This window comes from Tenuifilum sp. 4138str (assembly GCF_041102575.1).
GTDB lineage: Bacteria > Bacteroidota > Bacteroidia > Bacteroidales > Tenuifilaceae > Tenuifilum > Tenuifilum osseticum.
The window spans coordinates 308,836-323,281 of record NZ_JBGCUE010000003.1; the positions used below are offsets into that span (position 1 = coordinate 308,836).

The 14,446-nt window shown below is 42.8% G+C and carries 12 protein-coding genes; 6 read left to right on the forward strand and 6 right to left on the reverse strand.

The features are described from left to right. Positions 1–12: 12 nt before the first annotated feature. On the reverse strand, positions 13–1,596 hold the full coding sequence (locus AB6811_RS04975) for a RagB/SusD family nutrient uptake outer membrane protein (protein WP_369489334.1): 1,584 nt from the start codon (positions 1,594–1,596) through the stop codon (positions 13–15). A 20-nt stretch (positions 1,597–1,616) separates the two neighbouring features. Next, positions 1,617–4,652 (reverse strand): SusC/RagA family TonB-linked outer membrane protein, encoded by a 3,036-nt coding sequence (locus AB6811_RS04980; RefSeq protein WP_369489335.1) that lies wholly within the window; start codon positions 4,650–4,652, stop codon positions 1,617–1,619. A gap of 319 nt (positions 4,653–4,971) precedes the next feature. On the opposite strand from AB6811_RS04980, the gene AB6811_RS04985 reads away from it, so the two are divergent. Next, entirely contained in the window at positions 4,972–5,574 is a 603-nt protein-coding gene (locus AB6811_RS04985) for a DUF4294 domain-containing protein (RefSeq protein ID WP_369489336.1), read from the forward strand. Between the two features lie 4 nt (positions 5,575–5,578). Here the strand turns inward: AB6811_RS04985 and AB6811_RS04990 are convergent, their stop codons facing one another. Together AB6811_RS04990 and elbB are read right to left on the reverse strand one after the other, a co-directional pair. Continuing rightward, positions 5,579–6,070: a hypothetical protein gene (locus AB6811_RS04990; RefSeq protein ID WP_369489337.1), complete on the reverse strand. Its 492-nt coding sequence runs from the start codon at positions 6,068–6,070 to the stop codon at positions 5,579–5,581. Then, positions 6,042–6,698: an isoprenoid biosynthesis glyoxalase ElbB gene (elbB, locus tag AB6811_RS04995; protein WP_369489338.1), complete on the reverse strand. Its 657-nt coding sequence runs from the start codon at positions 6,696–6,698 to the stop codon at positions 6,042–6,044. Before elbB ends, AB6811_RS04990 begins: the two co-directional genes overlap by 29 nt. 75 nt (positions 6,699–6,773) lie before the next feature. Here elbB and AB6811_RS05000 point away from each other — a divergent pair, with 75 nt between their 5' ends. After that, positions 6,774–7,010 (forward strand): 2'-5' RNA ligase family protein, encoded by a 237-nt coding sequence (locus AB6811_RS05000; RefSeq protein ID WP_369489339.1) that lies wholly within the window; start codon positions 6,774–6,776, stop codon positions 7,008–7,010. Positions 7,011–7,350: 340 nt separating this feature from the next. Further along, positions 7,351–7,731 (forward strand): RNA 2',3'-cyclic phosphodiesterase, encoded by a 381-nt coding sequence (gene thpR, locus AB6811_RS05005; protein WP_369489340.1) that lies wholly within the window; start codon positions 7,351–7,353, stop codon positions 7,729–7,731. Here the strand turns inward: thpR and AB6811_RS05010 are convergent. Together AB6811_RS05010 and AB6811_RS05015 are read right to left on the reverse strand one after the other, a co-directional pair. Continuing rightward, positions 7,728–9,134: a sugar transferase gene (locus AB6811_RS05010; RefSeq protein WP_369489341.1), complete on the reverse strand. Its 1,407-nt coding sequence runs from the start codon at positions 9,132–9,134 to the stop codon at positions 7,728–7,730. The genes thpR and AB6811_RS05010 overlap by 4 nt on opposite strands. Positions 9,135–9,180: 46 nt before the next feature. Beyond that, positions 9,181–9,984: a P-loop NTPase family protein gene (locus tag AB6811_RS05015; protein WP_369489342.1), complete on the reverse strand. Its 804-nt coding sequence runs from the start codon at positions 9,982–9,984 to the stop codon at positions 9,181–9,183. 134 nt (positions 9,985–10,118) lie between these two features. On the opposite strand from AB6811_RS05015, the gene AB6811_RS05020 reads away from it, so the two are divergent. The 3 genes from AB6811_RS05020 to gcvP all read left to right on the forward strand — a co-directional run bounded on the left by AB6811_RS05020 (position 10,119) and on the right by gcvP (position 14,394). Further along, positions 10,119–10,784, forward strand: coding sequence for a protein-L-isoaspartate(D-aspartate) O-methyltransferase (locus AB6811_RS05020; protein WP_369489343.1), 666 nt, complete (start codon positions 10,119–10,121; stop codon positions 10,782–10,784). 7 nt (positions 10,785–10,791) lie between these two features. Continuing rightward, positions 10,792–11,427 (forward strand): MBL fold metallo-hydrolase, encoded by a 636-nt coding sequence (locus AB6811_RS05025; protein ID WP_369489344.1) that lies wholly within the window; start codon positions 10,792–10,794, stop codon positions 11,425–11,427. A gap of 99 nt (positions 11,428–11,526) precedes the next feature. Continuing rightward, complete coding sequence (gcvP, locus tag AB6811_RS05030) at positions 11,527–14,394, forward strand: aminomethyl-transferring glycine dehydrogenase (protein ID WP_369489345.1); 2,868 nt, start codon at positions 11,527–11,529, stop codon at positions 14,392–14,394. The last annotated feature ends 52 nt before the right edge of the window (positions 14,395–14,446 follow it).

The following is a 14,446-nucleotide window of genomic DNA, read 5'->3' on the forward strand; positions in this document are numbered from 1 at the left end:
CTTCTTAATTTTTTAGTAACCATCATTTTGTTTTAGTTTATTCCCCGAAAGTGTAATTTCTGTCTGGGGTATTGGCAACAAGCCCTTAGTTGCAGAGCTGAATGTTTCATCCAGAGGACTTGCACCTGCTGCTGCGTTAATCATTGTTTCAGCATAGGTTAAACCCCTACGGAGCAAATCCCAGTAACGGAGCCCTTCGCCAGCAAATTCAACCCTGCGCTCATGGTATATGAGGTCAAGACCAGCCAGATCGTTTGTTAGAGTAGGTGCAACGTGTGCATCGCCAAAAGCCCGTTTACGAACACGGCTATAGTAGTCCTGTGCTTTACCAAGATTGTTGTCGAGGTATAGTTCAGCACCCATAAGCAGTACATCGGCAAAACGGATTACGGGACGGTTATAAGGCCAGTTCAAGGCATCGTTAGTGGCGGGCCTGTCAGCCTTACGAGGGTAGAACTTTTTGAATGCATACCCGGTATGCTGGTAGCAGTTTTCAGGCTTGTAAACCAAACTTTCGGCTGCAGCATCAAGTATTGATACTGAGTAACGCGAATCACCTGGTTCGAACTCATCAGCAAGTGATTGGCTGGCAGGCTGAAAACTCCAACCGGACTCGTAAATGGGATCTTCAACACCGCGGAAACCAGTCATTACAACAGCCCAGTTCCCTTCGGTACCGTTACGCCATCCCCAGTCGCCCCAGTCAGCCTTTTGGGTGTGCTGGATCTCAAAAATCGATTCATTGTTATTCTCGTTTGCTACACCCCAAAGATCTGCATAGTTTGCAACTAGATCGTGTCCACTATTTGCAACAATGTCGTCAATAATGGTTTCAATGTCGGTTTCTGTAAAGGTTTTATCATCGGCTTTTAAGTCGGTTGTGATATTTAGAACACCTTTACCATAACCTTTGTGGAACAGGTAAACCCTTGCCAGCAATGCACCAGCAGCCCACTTTGATGCTCTGCCTTTCTCGGCAGCAGTAATAGTAGCAGGTAGGTTTTGGTAAGCATAGTATAAATCGCTGGCAATTTGATTGTAAACATCAGCAGGATCTGCAGCAGATTGTTGATACTCCGATGGCGCAAGGGGCTTAAGGATTAGAGGAACATTTCCGTAGAACTGAACCAGTTCAAAATAGAAATAACCCCTTAGAAAACGAGCCTCAGCAGTAAGGCGGGTTTTTAAACCCTCGGTTTTGAAATCAACCCCATCTACCTTTGAAAGGAACAGATTTGCTCTGTAAATGCCTGAAAATCTATCTTTCCAAATACCTAGAGGTTCCTCGTCAGTAACAAAATTTGAGAGTTTACCCATACGAACTAAGCCGGGACGGTCGCCTGGGCCTGATCCCCCTGCAAAAGCATCGTCCGAAAGGATATTACATACAAGATCCCATGGGTGGTAGCCACCACCTGTTTGCCATTGCAAAACATCGTAGATTGAAACAACTGCTTCAAAAGCGTCTTTCTCGGTTTTATAGAAGTTATCCTCAACCCTGTCAGTTAGAGGTTGTAACTCCAGAAAATCCTTTGTACAGGCAACAATTCCAAGTGCCATGAAAAGGATTATTGATATATTTTTAATTTTTCTCATACTCATTGTACCGGTTTAGGTTAGAAACTCAGGTTTACTCCAAACATGAAAGTTCTTGGCTGTGGGTAGATATTTCGGTCGATTCCAACGTCAAGGGCCCACTTTGCGCCAATTTCGGGATCAAAACCTGAATACTTGGTGAATGTTAATAGGTTAACCGCAGTGGCATAAATACGCAGCTTTGAGATTTTTACCTTTTGGCTGAACTTTTGAGGAAGTGTGTAGCCCAGGGTTATGTTCTTCAGGCGGAGGAACGAACCGTCCTCAATATAGAAATCGGAAACTCTGAAGTAGTTCTGGTTGGGGTCATCAATGGTTAAGCGTGGGTGTGAATTGCTTGTGCCTTCGCCGGTCCAGCGTTCAAGAACTGAGGCATCCCAGTTCGACATGGGCAGGTCGTAACGGCGTGTTCCTTTGAAAATCTCCTGACCAAATGCACCATACCAGAACATGTTAAAATCGAAATCCTTGTAGGTTAACCCTAAATTGATACCAAGCGTGAAGTCAGGGTAGGGGTTACCTATCATGGTACGGTCTTTATCGTCAATAGTACCATCATCGTTTTTATCAACCCAAATCAGATCGCCAGGTTTAGCGTTGGGCTGAATTACTGTACCATCCGATGACTTATAGTTTTGAATTTGTTGCTCGTTTTGGAATACTCCCGCAGTTTTATAACCCCAGAAATAGGCTATTGGGTATCCTGTTTCCATTACGCAAATATTGTACATACCTACAGCAAGTCCTGCACCATAAATTTTACCCTCGCTGTTGTTAATGGAAAGCACTTCGTTTTTGTTGTATGCACCCGATAGGTTAGCATTAATTCCTAAATCATTGATTAGGGTTTTGTAGCCCAGTTCAAACTCTATACCCTTGTTGCTTACTGAACCACCATTTACTGTGGGTGCAGCGTTACCAATATATCCGGGTATTGGTGCTACAACCAACAGGTCTTTAGTTTTCTTATTGTAAAGGTCGAGAGTAAAAGTTAGCTTATCGGAAAGGAAGCGGGCATCAACACCCACGTTGGTTTGCTCTGAGGTCTCCCATTTTAGGTCAGGATTCGATATTCCTACAGGGTTTGAACCAAGGGTGATTACCTCATCGGTACCAAAAGTGTACTTGCTGCCTGAACCTATTAGCGAAGTGTACTTGAAAGCACCAATAGCTTCGTTACCATTTCGGCCCCAGCCAAAGCGTAGCTTTAGGAACGATAAAGGTGTAAAACCTTGCAGAAATTCTTCCTTGGACATAACCCAGCCGGCTGAGAATGCAGGGAAGTATCCAAATCGATTATTTGAACCAAAGTTTGAGGAACCGTCGGCCCTTAATACTCCCTCGAATACATATTTACCGTCAAAGTCGTAGTTTACACGGCCAAAGTATGAAAGCAAAGCGTGCTCATCGGCACCACCCCATGAGCGGTAGCTGTCTTCGTCGGTACCGTTATTAATCCAAGCATGCTCAAAATCATTAAAAATTAGGTCGTTTTTCTTACCTCCAATATACTCATGGTAGTATTTATTTGCGGTCATACCTACCATGGCAGCAAAGTTATGTTGGCCAATGGTGTTGTTGTAGGTAAGAGTGTTCTCACTCTGCCAGGTGAACCATTTATTAACAGTACCGGAGGCTTCCGATGTGGTGGCTTTTACAATATCGCTAAGGAAGTATACCGGAACAAATGTACGGCTTGAACCGTTAGCGTAATCAATGCTAAAATTGGTCTTTGCCTTTAATCCCTTAATAATTTCCAGTTCACCCCAAACGTTTCCTACCAGTTTGTTTTCAGTGTAGTTTGAGTTAAGAAAGCTAAGGTAAGCAACGGGGTTAACAACTTCCTGTGTGGCATAGTTTGAAATGCCCCATGTTCCATCGGGGTTTTTTACTGGGGTTATGGGATCCATATTTACAGCCTTAGCTAGCGGGCCACCAAATTCGGCGTTGGGGTCAATACCACGAGTTACCTTATTGGTATATGCCAGGTTGTTACCCATGCTGAACTTGCCAATCTTATGGGTTGAGTTTAGACGATAGGTGTAGCGTTCGTAGTTCGATTTACCCTTGGCAACTATACCATCCTGGTAAGTGTAGGAGAGCGATGAAAGGAAGGTTGAATTTTCGTTACCTCCGCTAACCGAGAACTGGTGGTTGTATGTTGGAGCATTCTTGTAAAAAATTTCATCCTGCCAATCGGTGCCGGTACCTAATGAATCAATAGCTGCCATATTAGGAAATGGAATGGCTTTGTTATCATTGGCATAACTTTCGTTCATGATAATTGCGTACTCCTTGGCATTGAGTAACGACACCTTACGCCATGCGTTCTGGTAGCCCATGGAGTAATCGTAGTTAACGGAGAACTTACCTTTCTGACCCTGTTTGGTTGTGATAAGAACAACACCGTTTGCACCACGTGCACCATAAATAGCCGATGCTGACGCATCCTTAAGTATTTCAATCGATTGGATATCGTTTGGGTTTAAGTAGTCAATTCCACCAACTGGCATACCATCTACAATGTATAAGGGGTCGGATGTGCCGTTGGTGCCTACGCCGCGGATGCGAACCGTGAACCCTTCACCCGGTTGCCCTGAGTTGGCTATTACCTGTACACCAGCAGTTCTACCCTGAAGAACTTGCTCAACTCGTGTAGGCGCAGCCTTCTCAATATCCTCGCTCGATACTTTTGATACCGACGACGACACTAAGCTTTTCTTTTGTACACCGTAACCAACCACAATGAGCTCCTCAATCATTTGGGTTGATTCCTGAAGTACAACATCAATTTGAGTTCTACCGCCTACGGGAACAGTTTGGGTTTGCATTCCCACAAACGAGAACTCTAACGTTTGGTTTGGCAGTACACTTATGGTGTACTTACCATTTGCGTCTGTTATAGCACCCTTTGTAGGGTTTTCCTTTACCACGATGGTAACCCCTGGTAGAGTTGTGCCATCGCTCGATGTGACAGTACCGCTCACATTAATTTCCTGTGCGAGCAGGCTACCGCACCAAAGGATTAAACTAATAACTCCGAAGATTTTTTTCATACTCAATTAGGTTTAGAAATTGGTTTTCGGTGTGCAAGCTAAATTCTTTTAAAAGCCATTTCAACTTTTTTGGGGCTTCATGGATTGCACAACCCAATTTCAACACTTTCTCATCATTCGAAAACGTTTTCGATAAGCTACAACAAAAGTACATCAAAATACGGCCTTGATCGTGTTAATAAATTCACATACAGTGTGTTAAATAAATTACTTTTTTGATTTTTGAGTACAATTTTGAAACAATTTGAAGGAAATTTGCATAATAGTTGTTTAAGGGTTGATGTGGTATTAATTTTGGCATAAGAATCAAGGGGGTGGAATGAAAAGATTTGTAGGTACTGTCTTGGTAGCTTTTCTGGTTGCTGTTGCAGTTAAGGATGTTGGCGCACAGGCCACATCCGCTGATAGCCTTATTTTATACCCTACAATCATTCTCGATGGCGAGTATGTACCCCATATCAAGATTGAAGATGTTCTTAAGGTAGGTAAACGCCGTTTCAAGAGCCGAAGAGAAATGAGCCAGTACTACAGAATGATATACAACCTTAAGAAAACATATCCCTACGCTCAAATTGCAAAGTATAAGTTGCTAGAAATTAATGAGAATTTGAAGACCCTTAAAACTGACCGAGAGATAAAGGAATATATTAACAGGGCCGAAAAGGAACTCCGAAATCAGTTTGAGAAGGATTTGACAAAGCTTACCATATCGCAGGGGAAAATGTTAATTAAGCTCATCGATAGGGAAACCGGGCGTACTTCATATGAGCTTGTAAAGGAGTTAAAGGGAGGTTTTTCTGCCACGTTCTGGCAGGGCATTGCCCGCCTTTTTGGGTCGAATCTCAAAACCAAGTTCGACCCGCAAGGCGAGGATAAGATTCTCAATGAGTTAGTCTTCCTTTACGAGCAGGGGCTGATATGAAAGCTTACTTTTTGATCAGGAAGGAGTAGTCAACATTATCAACATCAACATACTTTCCGTTAATGGCAATTGAATCGAGTGGGTAGGCTGTGCAGCAGCCATCGCTACTCTTTACGTATCGTACCAGTATGGTATCGGTATCGTATTGGTTAAGGTATAGGTAAAACGTGTTGAGCTGCTCAAAGGGTTGTAGAATACCAATATTAGTTTGTATTATATCGTTTTGGCCAACTGGTCCAACATAATAGATGTTGGCGTATTTTTTTGTTGCACCATCAAAGTAGTAGATTTTTATGGTATCCCTGTGGTAAAACCCTTCAGTTATTAAATTTTGGAGCGTTGTTTTATCAACAACCTTAAGCCAAAGTGGCGATGGTGGATTAACACAATCAACATCGCATCGGTTAAGGCAGCTGTAGTTAAACATTGTAACTATAATGGCTGCCAGGAGTGCAAGTTTTTCATGGCTAAATCCATTTGAGTATTTCTGAAACAACAGCCTTGGCTCCATTCGATATGTCAACAATAGTGGCATCCAGCATATAGCAAGGTGTGGAAAACAGCATGTTTTTCTCATCCACAACAACCTGTGCATGGCCGGTTGGTTGGTGCTTGGCGCCCAACGATTCAATTGCTTGAGCTGTTGATGTATCTTTACCAATGGTTACAGTGGCATTGCCAATAATTTTTGCAAGTAGCACGGGTGCTATGCACAGCGCTCCAATGGGTTTTTTAAGCTTATGCATCCCTTTTATTGCTGCTTCCACCTGAGGGTGTATGCTGCATTTTGGCCCATCAAAGGCCCAGGTGGAAAGGTTTTTGGCAACCCCAAAACCACCAGGAATAATGAGGGCATTAAAAAGTTCAGGGTTAAACTCATTTAACGGTTTTATCTTGCCGCGGGCAATCCGAGCCGATTCAATCAGCACGTTTCTTTTTTCGTTCATCACGCTTCCGTCTATATGGTTTATCACGTGATACTGGTTTATGTTTGGTGCAAAAATTTCGTATGTTGCACCATGTTTTGCTATGGCGTAAAGGGTCATTACTGCCTCATGGATTTCAGAGCCATCAAAAACTCCACTACCTGAAAGTATTACAGCAAATTTTTTATTGTTTCCCATTAGTGCAAACGTTTTAAATTTGCCAAACAAGATAGTTTGTTTTTTATTTATACACAATACCTAAATGGGAACATCATGGAAACTAAACGCACTTTTTTGGCAATAGATGTTAATCCTCACGATAATATCATTAACCTGCTTCAAGAGTTGAAGCGCAATCATAAAATCGATAGCATCAAATGGGTTGACCCGGCTATAATGCATCTTACCATTTTCTTTTTAGGCGATACCCCTTCCATTCAAATCCCAAGTATATGTGAAATGTGGCGTAATGGACAAAATTCAGGCTATTTTTTAGGTAGTTTGTTCTAATGGACATTTTTCAGGCTTTTTATTTTAATGTTTTTCGAAAGAAGCAAATAGTATTAATAGATTTGTATGTCAGGTAAGCAGAAACAGGCTCTGCTGGAGAGCAACCTGTCAGGAATATCCTGACCGACTGGAATGGTCATAAAGGCTGACACTCGTCAGCCTTTATTTATTGACAATTCCAAGAGCAGATGCCTTCGAAAACTCATTTAATAGTTTTTTTTCAGCTTGACACTTAGCAAAAAAAGCAAATCTTCCATTCAAGGCTTTCAAATTCTCCAAAGTTCGATATTTATTGGAGTTAAACACTATGCCAGCCTGAAAAATGTCTATTAAGCCTGAAATGTTAAAAGCAACCATGCAAAAATTTGAACCGTTTAGCATAACCCTTAAAGGTATAGGTTATTTTGGCCGCCCATCGCCAAGGGTTATTTGGGTGGGAGTTGATTTCCCCAAGTTGCTTAATGAACTTAAACTTTCAGTTGATGAAGTTTTGAGCGAGTTTGACTTTAGCGATGATAAGGAAAAATTCAATCCGCATCTTACCCTGGGCAGAGTAAAATTTATGCACAATTCCGATAAGTTGAATGCAGCAATTCAGCAATACCGAAATAAATCATTCCAGGTACAAGAGGTTAAGGAACTGGTGCTCTACGAAAGCATTTTAAAACCGCAAGGGCCAGAGTATAGAGCTATCCAGAAATTTGAGTTAAAGGGATGCTAGACCCCCTTCCCCTTAAAAATGGTTAGTATGGTGTATATCATTATCTTAAAATCGATGTAAAGCGACATATTCTCTAGGTATAAAAGGTCGTACTTGAGCCGCTCTACCATTTGTTCGATATTTTCGGCATAGCCATACTTTACTTGTCCCCACGATGTAATACCCGGCTTTACCTTTTGCAGATGAAGGTAATGGGGGGCAACTTTTACTAGCTGGTCTATATAGAATTGTCTTTCGGGGCGTGGCCCAACAATTGACATCTCGCCTTTGAGTACGTTTATGAAATTTGGAATCTCATCGAGCCGGGTTTTGCGCATAAACCGACCTACGGGAGTTACTCTTGGGTCGGTTTGGTTTGATAGAGCGGGGCCGTTTGCCTCAGCATCAACATACATACTCCTGAACTTGTATATATGAAAAGGTTTACCGTGCTGTCCAATCCTTTCCTGTTTGAAAATAACAGGGCCCTTTGATGTCGTTTTTATTACAGCCATGAGTATAAGCGCAACTGGTGCTGAGAGCAAAAGACCCACAAGGGCTATAAAGTAGTCCAGCATTTCCTTTAGGTTTGCCTGCCAGGCAGGCATGGGCTCAAACGAGACATCTACCAGGGTAGTCCCAATAATACGATTCAGCTTTACTTTCCCCAGCAAAATATCGTACATGCTAGGTATTGCTTTGATGTTTACATTTAGCGGAACAAGTAGGTTTAGAACGGTTGTTAGCGTTTGTGGGCTTTCGTTGTCAATGGCAAGAATAACCTCTTCAATTCCGTATCTTGCTACAACTTCCGGTATGTTGTTTACACTTCCCAAAATAAGCGATTGGTCAACCCTAACGCCATTGGGTAAATCGATAAAACCAATTATTCTGTATCCTTGCGATATTTTTTCCGAGTTAATATCGTTATAGGTTTGCAAGGCTTTTTTCCCACTGCCTACTATTATGGTTGGGTAGCCAATTTTTCTATTATGGATCCGGTGAATGGTTTGGGTTGTAATTACAAGTCGGGGTAAATAGGTAAGCGCAAATACAAGCAGAAACATGGCAAGCAATATCTTGTAGTAGTTCTGGTATGCTACCACGTAATCGTCAATCAGCAGAACAAAGAAAAGCACAACGGTTCCAATAATGGTAATAGTTAGCGAGGCTCCAAATTCTCTGAGTCTCGACTTTCGGTATGGGTCGTGGTAAAGCCCAACCAAGCCAAACATCGAAACCCAAAATAATGTGAAGAATACAAGCCCTAGGTAAAACTTATAGTCAGGGCTGAAACGAATGTCAATGCCAAAAAGGTTTGATTCAATTACCCTTTTACGGTATAGATTGAATAACGTCCATGCAAGGGCGCTACCAGCTACATCGAAAAGCAAATATCGGAATGCCTGTTTTTTTTTGTTCAAAGTCGCAACTTTTATTCAATATAACTATGAAACTTTTAAAATATTGCTAGCTGTAGATCTTTTTTATGATTATTTCTATGATTTGCTTCGATTTTAGGGCCATGGCGGCCGGGTACAACATCTTTCGTTGGTTTATGAAGTAATCCACGTTTTGCATAACCGTTTCTTTTGTTGATTCTGGTTTTATTTGGGCTTCAAAGATATTGAAAGTTTTATCATACTCCTCGGTAGTTAGCACAACCTTTAATATGCTCGTTTCTTTCTTGTTTTTAATTTGATAGGTAATCAAAGAGTTGTCGTTGAAATCAACTATCAGTTTCAGGGTTGAAACTGGATGGCTGTATAAAGGCAACCAGTAAACCCTAACCTTGCGGAGTTCCGATTTTATTGGTGATAAAAGGAGTATTAAGTCATTTGCAATTTGTTGCAATAAATTTTCGGTTGAGGTTAGGTTGATTGTCTCTCTTACGCTATCAATTATGATGGGGGTGTGGGTTGATGGAAGGTCAAGGCTATATTTTGGCAAAAAACCAAACTCAACCCCAATCTCTTGGGCTATGGTAATAAGTTCCTGAATTTTTTCGCTGCTGAAATGGGGAAGCGATGGCGTTAATACGTTAATGCCGGCTCGTAAGGCATTGGCAATTATTGTGTACGAGGTTTTTGGGTTTGTGTCAACTACCACCAATTCAGGGTAGTTAAACAGCCTTGCTATTTGTGAATTGCTTTCACATATCCCAAGCAAAATCTTATCAATCAGTTGGTTGTTGACTTCAATGGTGTTGTTGAAAAAATTCTCCCCCTGATACGGAATTAACTTATTGCTATCGGTTACAAGGCAGGTTGTCATAGTTAAAGGCTAATGTTTTGCAATAATACATTGTTCTGTAATCATTTCAGTGGCTCACCCCTCATAATTTATTAACCTTTTAGTAACAGTTGGAATTTTATGCGTTATAAAAGCTAAATTTGCTTGCCATTTAAATGATATTAAAAAATATGCTCCAGGACGATAGTATACGTCACAAAGGTTTACGTCGCAAGCTAGTGGAAGAGGTTGCTGCCAAGGGGATAAGCGATAAGCGAGTGCTCGAAGCAATGCTTAAGGTGCCTCGTCATTTTTTCATGGATAGTGGTTTTTTAAGCTTTGCCTATAAGGACCAAGCATTCCCAATTGGTTCCGGGCAAACCATTTCACAGCCATTTACTGTAGCCTTTCAAACACAGTTGCTACAGGTTAGTCCCATGCAAAAAGTTTTGGAGGTTGGAACTGGCTCGGGATATCAGGCTGCCATTCTTATGGAAATGGGTGCTAGGCTCTATACCATAGAACGCCACCGGGAATTGTTTCTTGCGGCAAAGGCTCTACTTGAGGAGATGGGCTATCGGCCTAGCTGCCATTACGGCGATGGCTACCAGGGATTACCCCCATATAGCCCATTCGATCGTATAATAGTAACGGCTGGCGCTACAGAAGTCCCTCAGGCTCTTGTCGATCAGCTCGCACCAGGGGGGCGCTTGGTAATTCCCGTAGGGAATGATTATGGCCAAACCATGATGCTCATTGAGAAATTAGATGATGGAACCATAAAAGAATCGGCTCACGGAAACTTTATTTTTGTTCCGTTGTTAAAAGGTAAAGCAAAATAGTAAGCTAATGATTGCAATTAAACAGTTTGTTTTCAATCCTTTCCAGGAGAATACCTATGTTCTGTACCAGCCACAGGGCGAGGCCATTGTGGTTGATGCAGGCTGCTCAACCGAAAGTGAGTTTCAGGAACTCTTGGATTTTGTTAATAACCAAAACCTTACGGTAAAATGTTTGATAAATACTCACTGCCATATCGACCACATACTAGGAATCGATAAGCTAAAGAAGCAATTTGGCGTTAAGGCCTATGCCCATATCGATGATTTTCCATTGCTACAAATGGCCCCAGCACATGCCATGATGTTTGGGTTATACCTTGAAACAGTTCCCGGAATCGATGAAACAATCAGCCATGGAGATTTGATAGAACTTAACGGCGATAGTCTAAAGGTTATTTACACTCCCGGACACTCCAGAGGCGGTTTGTGCTTTTATGCGGAGCAGGATAGATTTATTTTAACCGGCGACACCCTATTTAACCTATCCATTGGCCGTACCGATTTGGCTGGTGGTAATTACGAAACGCTAATTAAGAGCATTAGGGAACAGCTCATGGTGTTACCTGACGATGTGATAGTTTACCCTGGCCATGGTAATAGCACAACCATTGGTATCGAAAAGGCATCGAATCCCTTTTTGTAGTTTAGGTGTTAAAAAACATAAGCAAAAAACTATTGTTTAGTTATAATCAATAACCCAAATTCATAATTTTGCTGATAATCTTTAAATAAAAAACCTAACATGTATACCGATAAATTTGTGTCACGTCATAATGGTCCTCGCGACCAAGAAGTTGGTGAAATGCTAAAGGTAATTGGCGTTTCATCGGTTGATGAGCTAATCAACCAAACCGTACCTGCAAATATCAGGCTTAAAAAACCGCTAAACCTACCTGCTCCCATGTCGGAATATGAGTTCCTGACCCATATGCATAAGGTTGCGTCCAAAAATAAACTCTACAAGAGTTTTATTGGAATGGGTTACTATGGAACCGTTACCCCTTCGGTTATTTTGCGTAACATTTTTGAAAACCCCGGTTGGTACACTTCGTACACTCCATACCAGGCCGAGATTAGCCAGGGAAGGCTTGAGGCTTTGCTCAATTTCCAAACCATGGTGGTTGAACTTACCGGGATGCAAATTGCTAATGCATCGCTACTTGATGAAGCAACCGCTGCTGCTGAGGCAATGTTTATGATGCTCAACCTCCGCTCACGCGAGGCTGTTAAGGCGGGCAAGAATGTAATTTTTGTTGATCAGGATATTTTCCCTCAAACCCTCGATGTAATTAAAACACGCTCAAATCCCCTTGGTGTTGAAGTTGTTACTGGCTGCTACAGCGAGTATAGTTTTTCCGGGCGGGAGTTTGGCGTTATAGTTCAGTACCCATCGGCAAAGGGAAACATTCGCGACTATGCCGCTTTTGCTGCAAAAGCACACGAGGCTGGTGCGCTGGTAACAGCCGTTTCCGATATTTTAAGTTTGGCCTTAATTACACCTCCGGGCGAGTGGGGGGCCGATATTGCTTGTGGCTCTACTCAACGTTTTGGAATACCCATGGGATTTGGTGGCCCACATGCAGCATACTTTGCCTGCAAGGATGAGTTCAAGCGCAGCATGCCAGGCCGAATAATAGGTGTTTCCATTGACAGGCATGGCAATAAAGCTCTACGTATGGCACTGCAAACCCGTGAGCAACACATTAAGCGTGAACGTGCCACATCAAATATCTGTACCGCACAAGCCCTCTTAGCTACCATGGCAGGTATGTATGCTGTTTACCACGGCCCCGAAGGAATACGCCGTATTGCCTCGTATGTTCACAGCACTGCTGTTCAGGTTGCCAAGGAACTTGTTGGTATGGGTTACAAGCAAAACGTTAAAAATATCTTTGATACCCTTGAGGTAGAATTGCCTTCAGGTGTAACCATCGATGATATCCGCAAGCGTGCCCTTGCTCGCGAAATCAACCTGAATTACAAGCCAAACGGAACAGTAGGTATTAGCTTTGACGAAACCACTTCCGTAACCGATGTCAACAACCTTCTTTCAGTTTTTGCCGAAGCTGTTGGAAAGAAGTTCAATGCTATAACCGAGATTAAGGAAACCATTGAAATCCCTGAAAACCTTCGTCGCAAAACGCCTTTCTTAACCGATAAGGTATTCAACAGTTTCCATTCCGAAACAGAAATGATGCGCTACATCAAGAAACTTGAGCGTCGCGATATAGCCCTAAACCATAGCATGATTTCGCTGGGTAGTTGCACCATGAAGCTAAACCCAGCAACCACCATGTTGTCGTTAAGTTGGCCGGAATGGAATAGCCTACACCCGTTTGTCCCTGCTGACCAAGCCGAAGGCTACATGCAGGTCATCCGTGAACTGGAACAATATCTGGCAGAGATTACCGGGTTCCATGCAGTGACCTTACAGCCAAACTCCGGTGCAGCCGGTGAGTACACAGGGTTAATGGTAATCCGTCAGTACCACATCAATCGTGGCGAGGGTCACAGGAATGTTGTACTGATTCCTTCGTCGGCACATGGTACCAACCCCGCAAGTGCTGCTATGGCAGGCATGCAGGTGGTGGTTGTTGCTTGCGATGAGAATGGGAATATCAACGTTGACGATTTGCGCGCTAAAGCAGAGCAGCACAAGCAAAACCTTGCAGCATTTATGGTAACCTATCCGTCAACCCATGGAGTATTTGAAAGCAAGATTAGGGAGATGATGGATATTGTTCACCAGAATGGTGGTTTGGTTTACATGGATGGTGCCAATATGAATGCCCAGGTTGGGCTTACCAGTCCCGGTGAGATTGGTGCCGATGTATGCCACCTTAACCTGCATAAAACCTTTGCTATCCCACACGGTGGCGGTGGCCCTGGCGTTGGGCCAATTGCAGTAGCTAAGCATTTAGCTCCATTCCTCCCTTCACATCCAGTGGTTAAGACCGGTGGCGAAAAAGCTATTACTGCTGTTGCTGCTGCTCCCTGGGGAAGTGCTAGCGTAATTGTAATCTCTTACGCATACATTCTAATGTTGGGTGCCGAGGGTTTAACCCAGGTGACAAAGATGGCAATTCTTAACGCAAACTACTTGGCTGCCAGGCTAAAGGATCACTATAAGATTCTTTACACCGGCGAAACCGGTAGGGTTGCCCACGAGATGATTCTCGATTGTCACCACTTTAAGATGGCCTACGGTGTAGATACCAGCGATGTTGGTCGTCGTATGATGGATTACGGATACCATGCTCCAACCGTATCGTTCCCGGTTCATGAAAGCCTTATGGTGGAGCCTACCGAGAGCGAGTCAAAGCAGGAACTCGATAGGTTTATTGACATGATGATTGCCATTAAGGGAGAGCTTGAGGATATCAAGAACGGTAAAGTCGATAAGGCCGACAACCTTATTGCCAATGCCCCGCATACAGCCCCCGAGGTTACCGCCGATGAGTGGAAGCATGCATATTCCCGCCAACAGGCTGCCTACCCACTACCCTGGGTAATGCAGAATAAATTCTGGCCCTATGTAAGTAAAATTGATGCAGGTTATGGCGACCGTAATCTGGTGTGCACCTGCGCGCCAATTGAGGATTACATGTAAATACATTTAATCGTTTAGCTAGAAAAGTGCTTTGGATAATCCAAGGCACTTT

Excerpts from the sequence above, each read along its gene's own strand:
- AB6811_RS04975 (WP_369489334.1), bottom strand. The coding sequence starts at position 1,596 with ATGAGAAAAATTAAAAATATATCAATAATCCTTTTCATGGCACTTGGA.
- AB6811_RS04980 (WP_369489335.1), bottom strand. The coding sequence starts at position 4,652 with ATGAAAAAAATCTTCGGAGTTATTAGTTTAATCCTTTGGTGCGGTAGC.
- AB6811_RS04985 (WP_369489336.1), top strand. The coding sequence starts at position 4,972 with ATGAAAAGATTTGTAGGTACTGTCTTGGTAGCTTTTCTGGTTGCTGTT.
- elbB (WP_369489338.1), bottom strand. The coding sequence starts at position 6,698 with ATGGGAAACAATAAAAAATTTGCTGTAATACTTTCAGGTAGTGGAGTT.
- AB6811_RS05000 (WP_369489339.1), top strand. The coding sequence starts at position 6,774 with ATGGAAACTAAACGCACTTTTTTGGCAATAGATGTTAATCCTCACGAT.
- thpR (WP_369489340.1), top strand. The coding sequence starts at position 7,351 with ATGTTAAAAGCAACCATGCAAAAATTTGAACCGTTTAGCATAACCCTT.
- AB6811_RS05015 (WP_369489342.1), bottom strand. The coding sequence starts at position 9,984 with ATGACAACCTGCCTTGTAACCGATAGCAATAAGTTAATTCCGTATCAG.
- AB6811_RS05020 (WP_369489343.1), top strand. The coding sequence starts at position 10,119 with ATGATATTAAAAAATATGCTCCAGGACGATAGTATACGTCACAAAGGT.
- AB6811_RS05025 (WP_369489344.1), top strand. The coding sequence starts at position 10,792 with ATGATTGCAATTAAACAGTTTGTTTTCAATCCTTTCCAGGAGAATACC.
- gcvP (WP_369489345.1), top strand. The coding sequence starts at position 11,527 with ATGTATACCGATAAATTTGTGTCACGTCATAATGGTCCTCGCGACCAA.